An 18309-nucleotide genomic window follows, 5' to 3' on the forward strand; every position below is an offset into this window, starting at 1 on the left:
ATTTAATCCTCTTTTACAGTAACGGGGATTCCGGATACCATAAGGATAACCTTATCTGCTTCGCGAGCTATATACTGGTTCATCCACCCCTGCAGATCCGTAAATTTCCTTCCGCTTTCCGTTTGAGCATGAGTCCCCATACCGATTTCATTGGTTACAATAATCAGGGTAGCATCTTTTCGGAACAATGATTTTAACTCTTGTTTTGCAAGCATTTTTGACTGTTCGACATCTTGATTGGTATCCGTAAAAAAATTGGTGAGCCATAATGTTATACAATCTATTACCGCTACTTTTCTTTCAAGATCAAGGGAGCCCAACTCTTTCTCCGTTTCGATGCTTGTCCACCGATCGTCTCGGTCCTCTTTATGACGCTCCACGCGCTGCTCAAAATCATCATCCCAAATGCGGGCCGTTGCAACGTAAACAGGCGAATCACTGAGTGATAAGGCAACCTCCTGAGCATGGCTGCTTTTTCCTGAGCGTTTACCCCCGGTAATCAGGTAGATCATTATTCCTCTTTTTCTTTGTTAAAGCCAAAGGGACAGTGCCTGCAACCATTTTTGCAGCACGTCCCCCGACTTTTGAGATATTGGGCAGTAAAAACAAAATTGCCCCTTTTATCGATGTAATAATCGATTCCTTCTTTAAATTTCTGAGAACATCTGGACGACCTTCTCACTGACTTCTCATCAGTCATAGTGTTAATAACTATAAAGATACTGATGCTTTCAGGAAAGCTCCTCGACCACGGGTTTTATAGCCTCTGATTTCCTGGTAATCAGTATCAAATACATTTTTAATCTTCGCCATTAGCCTGATATTTCGATTGACACGATATTGCAGGCTCACATCCGTCACGTTATAGTTACTCAATTCTGATCGGTCAAGCGCGCCATAAGGGCCAAGATCCGCACTATAAAATATATCATCGCGATTGCCAACAAATTGAGATGAAAGTCCAACCTTCCAATTGGTACCTGGCAGATAATCTATCTGTACATTGGCAGAAACGCTGGGACGTCGAGTAAGACCATCAACCTGCTGCTCCTCATCCACAAAGACACCACTTTCAAAAATCTGTACATGATTTCCACCGGTATAGGACTCATCAATATCACCGGGTTCAAAAGTACTTTCGGAATTAGTATAGCTTAGATTACCGGATATGGAAAGATTAGAAATAGCCTGAACATTAACGCCAAGTTCTATTCCGTTAACTTGCTGTTCGGCTATATTGATATAAGTATCACCCAGATAATCTTGGCCATTAAGACCAGAAACTGACTTATCTCCATTCCAGAGGTACACGTATTCAATTACATTTTCAACATCAGTTCTGAACAATGAAAATTCAAAACGAACCGAATTGTTGATGTTCTGTTTCCATCCCAGCTCGTAAGAAATTGACTCCTCAGGATTTAGCTCATCATTCCCTCGGTTAGTATAGGCATTAAATGCCTGATCTGGCGAATGTAGCTGGTATAGCGAAGGGGCATTAAAACCCGTTGTTATTGCTCCGTAAATCATAGCCGAAGAAGATAGCTGTACTCGCGGATTCATTTCATATGTAACATGAGACCCAAACCTGTTGTGGCTTGCATACCGGCCTCCTAATACCAAAGAAAAAGCATTGAGACTTTCATCCAGCAGCGTACCGTTTAAATCAGAATGCAAGAAAATGCTGTTGATCGTCTCTTTCAGATCCAATGAATCGAGATCGGTAGTCGATTCAAATACTCCAAACTGACTTCTGCTGTATGTGTAACTGCGAGAGTTCATCGTCTGCTGGCTGTTTTCAAGTCCAACAACAATTCTGGCCTCATCAACGGAAAAAACACCCGACAGTTTATTTTCCAAAAGGGTACCATCTCCAATAGTTTCAGTATACGTACCGTCGTAGTTACCCTGCTCATCAACAATCGATGAATCATTAACAAAATCCCGATTCAGGGTTGAATATGCTCCTTCAAAATCAAGCGCAATTTGATCGCTGAGTTCTGTGCTAATGCCATAGTTGAACAGATCACGGTCGTAGTTTTGCCGGGCGTTATCATCATCTTCAAAAGCACCCTGATCAAGTTCAACTCGCTGATCGGCACGTCGGTACGAGCCATAAATATCGAAACCTGAACTGCTGTATCCTAACTTTCCGTACAGGTCAAACTTCCGAAATCCATCTTCGTCTTGGGGATTAAAACCACCGCCTGCGGTTGTATCAACCGTCGCATCTATGCCATTCGTGTATCGCTGATCCACTCCAAAGTTGGCATACATACCTGATTCTGAGGTATAGTTTGTTGAAAGACTGTTATTTGTCGCATATGTATCTTCACCAAAGACACCATGTTCAGTTCCAATATTTACATTCAAACCTTCGGCTCCTTTACCCTCTGTAATAATATTGACAACACCACCAATTGCCGAAGATCCGTAAATAGTACTGTGGGAACCCCGGACAATTTCAATCCGCTGAATACCGGCAAGAGATAGCTCGGAAAGATCGAAACCGTTACCTGTCGTGGAGGGATCACTGATACGCACACCGTCAATCATGACAATAGAGTGGTTGGAGTTAGCATTCCGGATAAAACCCTGCTGAAGAGAACCAGGTGTTTGGTCTGCACCAACCATGTGAATGCTTTGCTGCTGATGCAACAGTTCACTCACATTGTTATAAATAGAATTTTCAATTTCTTCTTGAGAAATGACGGTAATGTTTCGCCCGACCGACTCCGGCGACTGCTCATATTTACTGGCACTTATAATTATCTCATCCATCTCATAAATGGTTGTATCTACAGTAAAATCACTTTGTTGAGCATATACAGGTGAACAGATCCAAAGAAAAGCTACTAGAGCTAATAACCCTGAAAGAGTTGATTTGATAAGTTTCATGTTGTGAATATTTAGGTTACAAATGATGATTTATTCATCATTCGTACCTTTGGGACATCAAAAATGGAAGGGATAAATATGTCCTGGTACAGGAACTATATTTATTCTTCGCTTTTCTCCCGAAAGCTACGAATGCTGTGCATTGGCAGGTCTTCTGGCTTGTCCCGCTTTTGACGACCTTCCCGTCCCGCTTTTGGAACAGTGGTTAAAGAAAGATCAAAAGTTATTGGAACTCACAGCATCGGGGAATGCTCCGGAATTCTCACTCTTTAAAATTTTGAAGAATGAGGCACCGGATTCCCGTTTTAATCCGCCAGCTGGCGGAACCTATGCACGCCCCGAAAATAGGCGGAGTTATTATTAAATCAAAATGGCAGAGTATGATTTTTTAGCATGCGGTAGTTGGACGCGGATAAGGCTGATTGAACGGATGACCACAGGTTTTTATGGGAAATACTTCGCCATAATATACCGTCGACCTCCAGTCGGAACCAGTAAAACTAGGTTGAGAAAGCACTAGGAAAACTATTCAAAGACTTCGATGACTAAAGAATTGTAAATGTTGTTCTGTCTATCATGGACTCTTTCTTTTGCACCTTTTTAATGAGCCCCGAAAAAGTTCGGGACAGGCAAAAGGTGCAGTAAAACTCACTCCGAATCACTCGGAGTCTCGGCGCACGGGCTCGTCCGGAGCGGAAATAAATGTAGATGTTTTACTTTCTGAAATCTCAACGTTTTCTCATGCTTCGGAACCTTCGTTGTTATTGGCACGTCGTTCCCCATTTATTTCTGAACGCTCCGTCCCATCGCCCTTTCCACACCTCACCTAGATAAGTTAATTAGAAGTCAGGTGCATTTTGTGTTTCTGATTTACGGTTTTTAGCCCGGCCTAAGAATTGTGTGCTGAAGAAAAAGGATGCGGGTGTGGATTTTATACCGGTAACTATCTCATAATCATGTACTCAAGGAAAAGGACCATCAAAATCCGCGCATCCTGTAGGCTGAAGCGGTGTACACAATTCTTCAGCCTTGATTTTTTAGTCCCTTTTGTATCAAGACAAAAGGGAGGCCAAATAATTTACCATAGACATTAAGTTGTTGGGTTTTCAGCCGCTGGTCCTGAACTCCCTTCGATTTCCTCACATGAGTACAAACAAGGCTTTATCAAGCTTTGAAATTTAAATGTTATATAAGATGTAGATAAGATTTATTGAAAGCTCTAGATCATTTAATCTACTGATTCTCTTGTCGCGACATTCTTACGAAGAAATCCGATCAATTCTTTAATAGAAGTGCAAGAAAAATCTACATCGCCATTTGTAACCTTCCATTCAAAATGATCACCTATATATTGCGTATCAATTTGCAGATCTGTCCCATTGGATTCCGTAACCCTGTGCCCTTCCCGTTCGAGAGCCCGACGCGTCCAAAATACACCTACGGTATCACCGGTAAGATAGATTGGGGCTTTCGTTGGTTGATGCAGCTTAAATGAGCCGGTACTCCGATCGAAGTCAAAACTATCACGCTCAAATACCGACTCGAACGTCCCATCCAGCACCAAGTCTTCGGGGGTACCGGTAGTTACCTCCCCTTTTCGATTAATGAGCCACAGCGTATCGGCGGCCTTCAGTGCCAAATCCAACTCATGTGTCGAAAGCAAAATTCCTTTTTGCGTATCGTGTGCAAGCTTTCGCAGCAACCTAATGATTTCTACCCGATTCGGCAGATCCAGGTGGGCCGTTGGCTCATCCAGTAAAATCGTAGACGTATTCTGCGCCAGTGCCCGTGCAATCATCACCTTTTGTCGCTCACCGTCGCTGAGGCGAAGCACATCTCGCTCTACAAACTGCTCAATCCCGGTCGATTCAATTGCCCACTTAACTATTTCTTCATCCTGTTTTGTCAGAGAACCAAACCAGCCTGTATATGGAGAACGCCCAAAGGCGACCAGCTCATAAACACTTAAATTTCCAATTGTCAACCGATCGGTTAAAACCGTGCTGATCTTTTGCGCGATCTGCTTGTTCGAAAACTGATTCAGGTTTTCTCCATCCAATTGGATGTTTCCACCCAGGGGAGCATGCAAATTCGAAAGCGTACGGATGAGGGTCGATTTTCCCGAGCCGTTCGGACCCAGCAAACATACAATTTCACCACCATTTAGTGCCACATCGATATTTGATGCCACAACGGTAGCAGACTTCATTCCGCTGCGGGCAGGAAATCCTATCTCCAAATTATTGGTCGATATGATCGACGTATTATCCATCAAAATGATGCCTGCAGATTTTTGCGTTGAATGATCACCCAGATAACCACCGGCGAACCAATCATGGAGGTGACGGCGCTTATCGGCAGTGTTGTCGTCGTACCGGGAACTTGCGCAATGATATCGCAAGCAAGTAGCAGCAATGCTCCCATGAGCAACGTGCCGGGAATAAGAACGCGGTGCTCGTTGGTTCCGAGGAGCGATCGCGTCAGGTGCGGCACGGCGATCCCTACAAAACCGATGGGGCCACAAAAAGCGGTTATGCCGCCGGCCAGAATACTTGTAGCTACAATAATCCAGATACGTGCCGAAAAAACGGAAAGCCCCATACTTCGAGCGTAATTCTCCCCGAGCAGCAACCCGTTTAGCGGCTTCACAAGCACAAAAGCGATAACCGTGCCCACAATAGCTACTATTGCCAAAATCCATAGTTGGCTGAGCGGCACACCGCTGAGGCTGCCGAAAGTCCATATCAGGTAGTCCTGTATCTGCTCGGGCTGACTAAAATACTGCCAAATACTCACAAGCGCGATGGTAAGATTACCGATCATCAGTCCAATGATAAGCAGCGTCACATTATCCCGTACTTTGATGGAGATCAGCAAGATGAGCAGTAGCACGGCCGCCGATCCGAGACTTGCCGCAATCACAATCAGCCAGCTGCCCATCGCCGAAAGCTGCTGGATGGCAAATATGCTGGTAATGGTACCGGCAGCTAACATCACGATGGCAACGCCAAGGCTAGCACCCGCAGTAATCCCCAGCACTGACGGACCCGCCAGCGGATTGCGAAACAGCGTCTGCATTAACAGCCCGCTCACTGACAATGCACTGCCGGCCAAGATAGCGGTTACCGCCCGGGGTATGCGGATATTAATCACAATTTTTTGCCAGGAACCTCGCTCTGCCTCTCCGCCCATCAAAACCTGAACAATATCATTGAGTGGAATATCCACCGATCCCAGAGCCAGATTTAGCAGAAACAGCACAATCACACCGCCGATGAGCAGGAAAAAGTACAGCGGACGCATGCCGGTGCTATATTGCTTGGATTGTTCGGCCATTAGTCAATTTTCTGATAATAATACAGCGAGTGATCGGGCATTATCTCCGGATGAAATATCTTGATGTAATCTGCCAACAATATCTCCGGATGCACCACACCCGATTCCCAATAATCATTACCCCCGTTCTCATTGGTGCGTCTGTTATTATTGTAAATTTCACCCGTTTTATAGGGATTAAATTCCTGGAACCGAGAATCCTTGGCCAAAATATCTGACTTGCTTTTGGCCGTTCCCGGATTGAGCCATATATCCGCCTCAAGTCCGATTTCATAAACAACTTCAAAATCTTTTCGAAGTCCGCCCGTTTCGTTCGAATCAAACCAAGGATAATCGGCACCGGCATCTTTCAAGAACTGCGCTGTATAACTATTACCCCCCGGCACAAACCACGCTCCCTTATAGGGTATATTATTAATTACCAGCGGTTTTTCATCCACCGTATCAACCCTGGCCTTGAGCCGATTATATTCTTCAGCCACAGCGTTAAACTTTTGATTGGCAAGCTTTTCCTTATTCAGCAAAGCGGCCAGTACTTTCACCCATTCAGCCTTTCCAAGTGGTGTTGTCTCCAACCACTCCGAGTTCACCATTACATTGATATCCGAATCGATAAGTACTTTTAAATTATCAAACTGCGATGATTCTCCTCCTGATATCATCAAAAGATCAGGACCCAGTGAAAGCACTTCCTCTTTGTTAAGCTCACCCTGTGGAAGGCTTACTATCTCTCCCTCATCTAAGCCCCGGCGTATCTTTTCATTATACACGTAACCGGCACTGGCCATCCCGGTAATGATATCCGTGGATTCGAGCATATCTGCGAGTCCGATATGCGTAGTTGAAGTAGCCAACAAACTTTCTACAGGGATAGGAATCTCCTCTGTATCTTCTACTTGAATCTCATCAGCTATCTCGCTGGGTACCAACGAATAGCGCAGGGTATCTGTCTGATCCTGAAACGGCTGTATGATCTCCAAGAGCTTATAATTTTTGTGATAGCTGATTCGAAATCCTTTGGCATATTCAGCCTCTGCTTTGTGAGGGAAGTGAACCGAATCGACTGTGGCTGCAGATCGGTTTTGATCTGAACGATGCTCCGGCTGACATGCTGATGTAAAAAAAAGGATCAAAAGTCCCGATAAAAATATAGATAGACAGGGATAGTAAGAATATAAGCGAGTCATGGATACAGCTTTTCTCCCGAAAGCTTTTTCCGTCATCAATACCGGCAGGTCTTCTGGCTTGCTCCACTTTTGACAACCTTCCCGTCCATCCGACCAAATAAGAATGAACAGTGGTTTTGAAGGATCAAAAGTTGATAGAGCTTACAGCAGCGGGGACTGCTCCGGACTTTCCCAATCTCAAAAAATATTGAGGATCACCGGATTCCCTTTTAACCGCATTCCGAATAACAGAATACAGACCGCTATCGAATCAGTACGTTAAAAATATGTTGAAACAGAAAATAATGGTCTGAACGGTTAGAAGCTAATGTCTATTCATCCATAAAAAAGGATGAGTAGATTCCATCAAATTGCTAGCGCGGGAATTAATTCCCGCGCTATTTATAGCTTATCCTGGTGCAACTGGTAGTACTCCTCAAGTCTCATTAGGAGAAAATTAGAGCTGGGGGATTCAGCCGCCAGATCGTAATTTTTCACCTATACATTTACATTAATATCGTATAATGACAGTGGATTGCAATTCTTAATAAGCACAATCACCTTCCATTTATAAAACAAGCTTTTTTTATATTACCATCTTCTTTTTAAACAAAATATATTTTATGGAAAATCGTACTGGCACCCTGCTTTTGGGATTATTTTTGGGATTCTTGCTCGCCTTCACATCTATTCATCTGCTAAATGATGAAATCACGCCACAGGTAATTCAAGAAGCTTCAAAAATTATCGGGATTGAATTTACAGAAGCCGAACGCGATTCCATGATATCTGATCTGGAGAATAACAGAGCTTCTTATAAAGAGATCCGAAACCTGGAGTTAAGCAATGATGTCCCTCCTGCCCTCAATTTTAATCCCACTCCTCCTGGAAGAACATTCGACAAGACTGAGCGTCCCGCCGACTGGAACATTCCTGATGATATATCTTTGCCTGAAAATAGAGCGGGTCTGGCTTTTTATTCCATCAAGGAACTGGCTTCACTCATCCAGCAACAAAAAATTACGTCGGTAGAACTTACTGAGTTTTTTCTGGATCGCATTGCACAATACGGCGATACCCTTGAAGCAATTGTAACAGTGACTGAACAACTGGCACTGGAGCAGGCAGAAAAAATGGATAAAGAATTAGATCAAGGAAATTATCGTGGTCCATTGCACGGTATCCCCTACGGACTCAAGGATCTTTTTGCCGTTGAAGAATACAAAACAACATGGGGAGCCGTACCTTATAAAGATCAAACCATTGATCAGACAGCAACTGTAGCAAGAAAACTCGAAGAGGCCGGTGCGGTACTTATTGCTAAAACGACCCTTGGTGCTCTGGCCTATGGGGATGTCTGGTTCGGCGGTACAACGCGCAACCCATGGAACCTGGAACAGGGATCGAGTGGTTCATCGGCTGGCTCGGCCGCCGGCACTTCAGCAGGTTTATTCCCCTTCGCTATCGGTACCGAAACGCTGGGATCTATCATCTCTCCCTCAAACCGAACCGGCACTACCGGTCTTCGTCCTACATTCGGGCGCGTAAGCCGTCATGGTGGAATGGCTCTGAGCTGGAGCATGGATAAAGTTGGTCCGATCACCCGCTCAGTCGAAGACGCCGCTATGGTGTTCGATGCTATACATGGCCCTGACGGCAAAGATCAAACAGTAATTGATTTACCCTTCAACCATAAATCGAATGTCAATTTAAGCGAACTAAAAATAGGATATGTAGAATCTGCTTTTGGAGAAGATAATTACAACAACAAGCGTGACAGCCTTACTCTTGCAAAACTTGAGGAATTAGGAGCGGATTTAATTCCTATAGAACTGCCCGATTATCCTATCGGAGCACTTCGATTTATCTTAACGGCCGAGGGAGCTGCGGCTTTTGACCAACTTACACTTACCGACAAAGATGATGAGATGGTTCGTCAGAGCACTGCCGCATGGCCGAATATCTTTCGGGCCTCCCGGTTTATTCCGGCCGTGGAATACATTCAGGCGAATCGTGCGCGACAGCAACTTATTCAAAAAATGGACTCTCTGATGCAAGATATTGACGTATATGTCTCTCCCACCTACGGCGGAAATAATCTGTTGCTTACAAATCTAACGGGACATCCGTCTGTTATTGTGCCCAATGGTTTTACGGATGAAGGACAACCAACCAGCATAACTTTCATGGGCGATCTTTTCGACGAGGGGACGCTGATGGGGGTAGCTCAAAAGTACCAAGAGGCGACTGATTTCCACACCCGACATCCTGAAATGTTTTTGAAATAATAATTAGCATATGGCTGTAGGCAATGAGCAGTTGGTAAAACAGTAATTCTTCTGTCTTCATAAAAAGGGTCATGAAAACCGCCTAAAATCAACTCATTACTCTTCTGTTGGCCCTTAGCCTGAAGATAAATCATCAGGCTAAGAAAAAAAACCCGAAGCTCACTTAAAGTGAGCTTTTACAGAATGTTCTTAGCCCACCGATTCATCCGTGGGAAAGAATTGATTCAAAACATCTCGTCCCCCTGGAATTGTACAGCCAAGCAGTGAAAGGGCTTTTTCCATCTGCCCAAAACCTCGTCGGACGTCCGTATTAAACTTTGCTTCCACACATCATCTCAATCCCAAAGCTCCTGCCTGGGATGAACTCTGCTTTGGCTTTATCAGAAGACAGAGCTAATACGACATTTGAAAAGCAATCATCTTTAGCGTTACATAGCTGGAGCTTTGTAATGAGTAGAAAACGGGTATTCTATGCAACTAATCATTTACGTTCCGCACCAGAGGTGTGGAACGACTCTTCTTTTAAATGAACTGCAAAAACCGAAACCTGTCTACCGCCAACTACTTTCTGCCTACCATTACCGCCCCCCCCCACTCTATCTACTTGCCACCTGCAATCACCCTGCTACCTTACTCTTAACAACAATTTAACTCCCCCCTAAAAAATCGTGTAACCTTTTTTGAGATTCGGACGTAATGAGAAACAAATAATTTTTAATCCGAAATTTGAAAAGCGGGTTCTTGCTATGAAATATTTTATGAAATGGATGCTTCTAGGGATAATTGGAGTTTCTACAGCTTTTCTCTCGTCATGCGGTACAGAATCTCAATCAAAAAATTTAAGTGATGAAGATTCGACAGCTGCTATTCCCGTTGAAATCGCTACTGCTCAAAGTGGTGATGTTTCAGCTTATTATTCGACCACAACAACACTTGAAGCTAAGGAAGAAGCCATGGTGGTTTCTAAAGTACGGGGAATCGTCAGTGAGCTGCATGTAGAAGAAGGTGATTATGTAGAAAAAGGAGATGTTCTTGCTCAACTTGAAGATGAGCAGCTCGAACTTGAGGCAGAACGCGCTAAGGCTACTATGGATCGCCTCCTGAATGAACTCAATCGAAAAGAGGAGCTCTATAACAAAAATCTGATCAGTGCTCAGGAGTTTGAAAATGCAAAGTACGAATACCAGGCCCAAGAGTCCGAGTATGAATTAGCTCGACTGAAGATTAGGAATTCACAAATTCGGGCACCGATAAGCGGGGTAGTATCTGAACGACTAATCAAAGTGGGTAATATGATTAATAGTGATCAAGAGGTTTTTGAGATTACGGATTTTGACCCCATTCTCGCGGTGTTAAAAGTGCCGGAACATGAGATGTATAAAATCAAAAAGGGGCAGCAAGCAATTATCAGGGTAGATGCTATAAGCAACCAGACATTTGAAGGTGAAGTATTGCGAATTAGTCCTACAGTAAATCCGGAAACCGGCACCTTCAAAGTTACCGTAGCCGTTAGGGATGAGACGCAACAGCTAAAACCCGGTATGTTTGGGCGCATTCGCATTGTTTATGACACCCACCATAATGTACTGACGATACCTAAAAATGCTGTCATAAGCGAAGATGGGTCAAGCAGCGTCTATGTGATCAACAACAACCAGGCTTTCCGCAAAACCATTAATACTGGATATGAGAATGGAAATAATATCGAAGTTTTGGAGGGACTCAGTCCTGCTGATACAGTAGTAACTATTGGCCAGAGCAGTCTTCAGGATAGTGCACTGGTCGAAGTTGTATCATTCTAAATCAGGTTTCACATTCTAACAGGGATACAATACCATGAAATTGATCGACTTTTCCATCCGCCGCAAGGTGACAATAGCTATGTTTACCATTGGGATTATTCTCTTTGGCTTTGTGTCGCTGAGCAGGCTGAATATTAATCTGCTGCCTGAACTCAGCTATCCAACACTTACCGTTCGAACTGAATTTGAGGGAGCCGCACCTGCCGAGGTCGAAAATCTGGTTAGTAAGCCTATAGAAGAAGCACTCGGTGTTGTAAAAAATGTACAACAGGTAAGCTCGATATCACGGCCCGGGCAATCTGATGTTACCCTTGAGTTTGCATGGGGCACCGATATGGATTTTGCCAGTATTGATGTGCGAGAAAAACTTGATGCGCTCCAGCTTCCTCTTGAAGTTGAGCGCCCCGTTATATTGCGTTTTGATCCTACGCTCGACCCTATCATGCGATACGCATTTTTTATTGAAGATGAAAAAGCCGATGAGACCGATGTAGATTTTGCGAATTATCAGGAGCAGCTGAGTTCCGATTCCCAAATCAATAAGCTGAAAAGACTTCGGCGTCATGCTGATGAACAGATCAAAAAGGATCTGCAATCGGCCGGCGGTGTTGCATCTATAAAAATAAGCGGGGGACTGGAAGAAGAAATTGAGGTTGCAATTGATCAGGATCGACTTTCACATTTGGGAATTCCTGTTGAACGAATTACGCAGGTTCTTGAGGCAGAAAATGTTAACCTCTCAGGTGGTAGATTAAAAGAAGGTACCCAGCAATATCTGGTGCGTACTCTCAATCAGTTCCAAAATGTGGATAATATCAGGAATGTAGTTATTACCACTGAAGGTGGAAATCCTGTGTACTTGAAAGATCTTGCGGATATCAACCAAGGATACAAAGAGCGGGAAGCCATTACCCGTCTTAACGGTCAGGAAGCTGTCGAAATAGCAATCTACAAAGAAGGCGACGCCAATACGGTGAAGGTGGCTGAGAATGTAAAAGCACAAATGGATAATATCTCTGAGCGGCTCCCGGATGGAATGGCTATGACAATGGTTTATGATCAGTCAACCTTCATTTCATCTGCTGTAAGCGAAGTGGTAGACGCGGCAATTATTGGCGGTATTTTAGCTATTATTATTCTGTTCCTATTTCTCCGAAATTTCTGGGCTACGGTCATTATCTCGCTGTCTATTCCCGTATCGGTCATAGCAACATTTAACCTGATGTACGGCAATGATATTACGCTTAATATTATGTCGCTGGGTGGTATCGCATTGGGAATTGGTCTGCTTGTTGATAACTCCATTGTAGTGCTTGAAAATATATCACGGCACCGCGAGATGGGCAAAAATCCTATCCAGGCTGCCAAAGACGGTGCCGGAGAAGTAGGTATGGCTGTGGTAGCCTCTACACTAACAACTATAGCAGTTTTCTTTCCGCTCGTATTTGTACATGGAATTGCGGGACAGCTTTTCCGCGATCAGGCTCTTACAGTTACCTTTTCTCTGCTTGCATCGCTGGTTGTTGCTATTACATTAATTCCCATGCTCTCATCGCTGGCGGGAAGGAAGAAACCTGAAATTAAAAATCCGGAGTTACGAGAACCCCGTACGAAAATAGGTCGAGGAATGCGAAAATCACGCATCTTCCTCTTTGAAACGGTTCCCTCCTTTTTTATAGGAATATTTAAAAAATCCGTCAAAAAAATTGGGAACGGGATAATGTACCTGTTAAATCCTCTATTAAACGGATTCAATAAAGGTTTTACTGCGCTCGAAGATAAGTACCCTGACTATTTACGATGGGCGCTTCGCCACCGGTTTACAGTGATAACTGTAGCCTTTTTGTGCCTCGTGGGATCGCTCATGCTCGTCCCGCAGTTGGGTATGGAACTTATCCCTTCACTGTCACAAGGCGAATTCAATGTGGAATTTAATATGCCACCGGGTACGCCTATTGAACAAACTGATCGTGCTCTGCAACGTGTACAAAGAGCTGCACAAGATGTTGGAGCTATCAATTCAACATTTGCTGTTGCGGGAACCGGAAATAAGATGGATGCGAATCCCAATCAGGGCGGTGAAAACTGGGGGGAACTTAGTGTGAGACTCACTGGCGGGGCTGATCGTGCCCTTGAAGAAAGCTCGATGGATGAGTTACGTACAGACTTGCAACGTGTTCCCGGACTGGAATATAAGTTTTCTCGTCCAGCTCTCTTTACCTTCAAAACTCCCGTTGAGATTGAAATTTCAGGATATGACTTGGATGAACTTAAAAAAGTAAGCGATAAAATCCTGTACGAGGTCGCGTCCAATGATCGATTTACGGATGTCAAATCAACTATGGAGCAAGGAAATCCGGAGATTCAGGTCACGTTTGACAGGCCCAAAGCAGCAGCACTTGGTCTGCAAGTACATGAAGTAGCAGATCTTGTAGTAAGTAAAGTTCGCGGTGATGTGGCAACCCGATATTCATGGAGAGACCAAAAGATCGACGTGATGGTTCGTGCTAAAAAAGAGGACCGTTCTTCGATCTCCGATATTCGAAACCTGATTGTCAATCCCAACAGTGATTCTCCGGTACCACTTTCGAGTATTGCCAATATTAAGGAAGCCAACGGGCCCAGTGAAATACGCCGCGTGGCACAGCAACGAGTGGCTATTGTATCAGCTAATTTGAATTATGGTGACCTCGGGACTGCTGCCGAAGAGATCCAGGATATCATTAACCAAACCGTAATGCCGACAGGAGTTCAGGCACAAGTAACAGGTCAAAATGAAGAGATGGCCGCTTCATTCAGATCCCTCCTCTTTGCCCTTTCTTTAGCCGTATTCCTGGTTTATCTGGTGATGGCTTCTCAGTTTGAGTCGCTTCTGCATCCGTTTATCATCTTGTTTACTATTCCGCTGGCTTTAGTCGGTGCTATTCTTGGTTTATGGATTACCGGATCTACAATCAGCGTGGTGGTATTTATTGGATTAATACTGCTGGCTGGTATTGTGGTGAATAACGCTATCGTTCTGATAGATCTGATCAATCAGTATCGACAGCGAGGCATGAACAAAATTAAAGCTATCCTTGAGGGCGGAAAGTCCCGGTTGCGTCCCATTATTATGACTACTCTCACTACGGGACTGGGACTTCTTCCACTTGCTATCGGGATCGGCGACGGTGCCGAATTACGCGCCCCTATGGCGATAACGGTTATTGCAGGACTGCTCGTTTCTACACTGCTCACGTTAATTGTGATTCCCACAATGTACGCCATTATGGATCGCAAAGTATACAACAAACCGACAGTGGCAAATGAATCACAAAATACGGAGGGATAATAACTATGAACTTTACTGATCTTTCTCTTCGTCGTCCGGTAACTACAATGATGGTATTTATCAGTTTTGTGGTTATAGGGATTATCGCCAGCCGAATGGTGCCGCTGGAATACTTTCCCGATATCTCATTCCCCGGTGCATATATTTCTGTACCTTATGAAAACTCCACACCAGAAGAGGTTGAGCGAAATATTACACGCCCTATCGAAGAAGCGATAGCAACCATTAGCGGAATTGAGCAAATAAGTTCTACCTCAAGCGAAAATCAAGCGGGTATTTTTGTAAGATTTCAAATGGGCTCCGATATCAGCCTGAAGGCTATGGAGCTGAAAGAAAAAATCGACGGTATTCGTAATCAATTGCCGGATGATATGGAGCGCTTCAACATCAATAAGTTCTCCGCGCAGGATAATCCGATGATGAATTTGCGGATATCCAGCGAGCGGGATCTTTCGAATGCCTACGAACTATTGAACCGGAATCTCAAGCAGCGTATTGAGCGTATCAATGGTGTTGCAAAAGTTGATCTTTACGGCGTAGAGCAAAAACAGATTCGGATCGAGCTTATCCCAGAACGGCTAGAGGCGCACAACGTGAATCTTAATGACCTGGCCGAAAAACTACGAAGAAGTAACTTTTCTGTAACGGCCGGAAAAATTGAAGATGCCGGAAAGCGATACCTTGTGCGTCCGACAGGAGAAATAACGAATCCCGCAGAATTTGCAAACCTGGTAATTGGTCCCGATCACCTTCAATTAAAAGATATAGCTACGGTTGCATACGGAGAACCAGAACGCGATTACGGACGTCATCTGGATCAAAAATATGCAATCGGGCTGGATGTATTTAAAGAATCTGGTGCCAATACCGTAGAAGTCGGCGATCGGGTTCTTGCTGAAATTGATGAAGTTAATCAGCTGGCTGAAATGCGCGGGATCAACATCTTTGAGATGCATAATCAGGCTACGGGTATTATCAGCTCACTGGCCGAATTGCTCAAAGCCGGTCTGCTCGGAGCCGCATTCTCTATCATCATTTTATATCTGTTTTTGCGGCGCATCAGCACTACCCTGATTGTTGCACTGGCTGTACCCTTTTCACTTATCGTTACGCTGGGATTCCTTTATTTTCTGGATCTTTCCCTCAACATTCTGTCAATGATGGGGTTGATGCTGGCTGTGGGAATGCTTGTTGATAATGCGGTTGTGGTAACAGAAAATATTCACCGCAACCAAAACATATTAGACGATAAAATGGAAGCGACAAAACGTGGTGTAAAACAGGTGGGAATGGCTGTAACCGCCGGTACGCTGACAACCATCATTGTCTTTTTACCCAATATTATCAGCGAAGATTCCATGATCGCTATCCAGCTTTATCACGTTGCCATAACAATTATTCTGGCGCTTAGCGCTTCACTGCTGATCTCTCTTACGGTAATTCCGCTGCTTACCTCAAAGATAAAAGCACCCGAAAAGACAGAGAAGCAAAATGTTATCACCAAACTGCAAAAGAAATACTCCACCGTTCTGAGCTGGCTGCTTAAGCGCCGGTACGTATCGGTATTTCTGATTCTGGGAACTTTGGTCAGCGTAGCAATACCAATGAGCATGACTACAATCGATATGTTTCCCTCTAATGAATCGCGGGAATTGCGTCTGCACTATAATCTGAATGATACTTATACTGTAGAACGAGTAGAGCAGTCGGTCAGCAGAGTGGAACAGTATCTCTATGACAATAAAGAGGAACTGGAGATCGATGCGGTATACTCCTATTTCGAACCGAATAGTGCTACTTCGACAATCATTTTAACGGATGATGATGAAGCTGAAAAGGATGTTAAAACGATCAAAAAACAGATTGAAGAAGAGCTTCCGAAACTGGCAATCGGCCAGCCCTCGTTTGAGTATCGGGACCGCACTGGCGGCGAAGAATTACGCGTTTTCGTAATTGGTGAATCGTCAGAGGTACTGGTTGATCTGGCCGATGAAGTTGTCCGTCGCCTCGAAGATATCCCCGGACTATCGGATGTACGCTCAGAGGCCGAAACCGGTACCGAAGAAGTACAGGTAACTGTTAACCGTGAACGAGCCCGTAACCTCGGAATTTCTTCTCAACAAGTAGCCAGTTTAGTTTCCAATTCTATGCGGGGAATGAATCTGAGGAGAGTCAGAGGAGAGCAGGGCGAAACGGATGTTGTTCTGGCCATTCAGAAGTCGGACCGACAAACCATAAATGATCTGATGGAACTACCACTCGGCGTTGAGGGTCAAGACCCTGTTAAGCTGGCTTCTATCGCCGATTATCGAATAGATCGCGGCCCCCGAAGTATTCAGCGCGAAGATCGCCAGACATCGCTCGGCATCACTATAAATCTCGACGATCTATCTAAGCAAGAGGCGCAAGAGCGCATATTCCCTATTCTGGATCAGATCAATTATCCCCCTGGTTACGGATGGAGTCAAGGGCGCAGTTTTCAGCAGGATCAGGAAGCTATGGACGAAATGATTGTCAACATATTCTTGGCCATGTTTTTGATCTATTTGGTCATGGCTTCACTGTTTGAATCAGTACTGTTTCCATCCAGTATCATAACATCCATATTTTTCGGAGTCATTGGCGTATTTTGGTTCTTCTTCATTACCGGAACCACGTTCTCTTTTATGGCGATGATCGGGATTCTTATTCTGATGGGCATTGTGGTGAATAACGGTATCGTGCTTATCGATCATATTCACCAGCTTCGCCTAGCGGGTATGTCACGATTCGAAGCCATCATTAAAGGTGGTGAGGATCGCATGCGTCCTATATTGATGACTGCTGCCACTACTGTTCTTGGATTGTTGCCGCTCTGTTTCGGAACTACACAGATCGGAGGCGATGGTCCACCCTACTTCCCTATGGCAAGGGCTATTGTTGGTGGACTTACATTCTCTACGGTCGTAACGCTGGTGATACTTCCGGCTATTTACCTGATCCTGGATGATATCAAACTCTGGGGTAATCGTGTTTGGCGCGGAGAAACTAACGGATAATAGATAAATATCGGATCCCGGAAATAGTTCGCAGGTGTGTCGACCTTCAGATTCTATACGAACAAAGCTGATGTCATGGTGAGCGAAGGCTTTGATTTTAAACCGTAGTCGAATCCATCTCCCGGAAGTTGTTTGAAAGCGTGTGAAAGTTCCTCCTTTAGATCCTACGCGGCCATGTAAAGGAGATACATTCGACTCCGGTCCGTATACTCCGGACCTTCGCTCAGTATGACACTGCTTTTTTTAATAATTGGTATAAAGGATTTCTTCAGATTCCTACGTTAAGGTATACCTGCCGAAGTTAATGCGAAGACATAGCCTTTGGAGCACATAGCGAACTTTTTCAGGAGACTCCTCTCGCGATCACGGAAAGGATGGCACTGCTTATTACTTTCCCAGTCATCTGAAAAAGTCACAGAATTCGGAACAAGACTACGTGCTTTTTTCTAA

The 18309-nt window shown here is 44.4% G+C and carries 10 protein-coding genes and 2 riboswitches; of the genes, 4 read left to right on the top strand and 6 right to left on the bottom strand.

Annotated features, from left to right (window positions below):
* Window positions 1–2: 2 nt before the first annotated feature.
* The 6 genes from ACT3ID_RS07650 to ACT3ID_RS07675 all read right to left on the bottom strand — a co-directional run bounded on the left by ACT3ID_RS07650 (window position 3) and on the right by ACT3ID_RS07675 (window position 7421).
* Complete coding sequence (locus tag ACT3ID_RS07650; RefSeq protein ID WP_491541411.1) at window positions 3–512, bottom strand: bifunctional adenosylcobinamide kinase/adenosylcobinamide-phosphate guanylyltransferase; 510 nt, start codon at window positions 510–512, stop codon at window positions 3–5.
* Window positions 512–700 (bottom strand): C1orf53 family protein, encoded by a 189-nt coding sequence (locus ACT3ID_RS07655; RefSeq protein WP_491541412.1) that lies wholly within the window; start codon window positions 698–700, stop codon window positions 512–514. Before ACT3ID_RS07655 ends, ACT3ID_RS07650 begins: the two co-directional genes overlap by 1 nt.
* 11 nt (window positions 701–711) lie before the next feature.
* The gene (locus ACT3ID_RS07660) at window positions 712–2898 is read right to left on the bottom strand and encodes a TonB-dependent receptor plug domain-containing protein (protein ID WP_491541413.1); all 2187 of its coding nucleotides are present in this window, start codon (window positions 2896–2898) and stop codon (window positions 712–714) included.
* A 127-nt stretch (window positions 2899–3025) separates the two neighbouring features.
* A riboswitch (cobalamin riboswitch) is annotated at window positions 3026–3244 on the bottom strand.
* Window positions 3245–4126: 882 nt separating this feature from the next.
* A complete protein-coding gene (locus tag ACT3ID_RS07665; protein ID WP_491541414.1) occupies window positions 4127–5170 on the bottom strand; it encodes an ABC transporter ATP-binding protein in 1044 nt (347 codons plus the stop codon).
* Window positions 5170–6234, bottom strand: coding sequence for an iron chelate uptake ABC transporter family permease subunit (locus ACT3ID_RS07670; protein WP_491541415.1), 1065 nt, complete (start codon window positions 6232–6234; stop codon window positions 5170–5172). Before ACT3ID_RS07670 ends, ACT3ID_RS07665 begins: the two co-directional genes overlap by 1 nt.
* On the bottom strand, window positions 6234–7421 hold the full coding sequence (locus tag ACT3ID_RS07675; RefSeq protein WP_491541416.1) for an ABC transporter substrate-binding protein: 1188 nt from the start codon (window positions 7419–7421) through the stop codon (window positions 6234–6236). The genes ACT3ID_RS07670 and ACT3ID_RS07675 overlap by 1 nt, the downstream gene beginning before the upstream one ends.
* Window positions 7422–7447: 26 nt before the next feature.
* A riboswitch (cobalamin riboswitch) is annotated at window positions 7448–7680 on the bottom strand.
* 343 nt (window positions 7681–8023) lie between these two features.
* On the opposite strand from ACT3ID_RS07675, the gene ACT3ID_RS07680 reads away from it, so the two are divergent.
* From ACT3ID_RS07680 to ACT3ID_RS07695, 4 genes are all read left to right on the top strand, one after another.
* Entirely contained in the window at window positions 8024–9688 is a 1665-nt protein-coding gene (locus ACT3ID_RS07680) for an amidase (protein ID WP_491541417.1), read from the top strand.
* A 746-nt stretch (window positions 9689–10434) separates the two neighbouring features.
* Window positions 10435–11490: an efflux RND transporter periplasmic adaptor subunit gene (locus tag ACT3ID_RS07685; protein WP_491541418.1), complete on the top strand. Its 1056-nt coding sequence runs from the start codon at window positions 10435–10437 to the stop codon at window positions 11488–11490.
* Window positions 11491–11524: 34 nt separating this feature from the next.
* Window positions 11525–14821 (top strand): efflux RND transporter permease subunit, encoded by a 3297-nt coding sequence (locus tag ACT3ID_RS07690; RefSeq protein WP_491541419.1) that lies wholly within the window; start codon window positions 11525–11527, stop codon window positions 14819–14821.
* A gap of 5 nt (window positions 14822–14826) precedes the next feature.
* Window positions 14827–17859 (top strand): efflux RND transporter permease subunit, encoded by a 3033-nt coding sequence (locus ACT3ID_RS07695; RefSeq protein WP_491541420.1) that lies wholly within the window; start codon window positions 14827–14829, stop codon window positions 17857–17859.
* Window positions 17860–18309: the final 450 nt, after the last annotated feature.

It is taken from the genome of Fodinibius sp. GM108, assembly GCF_058386985.1.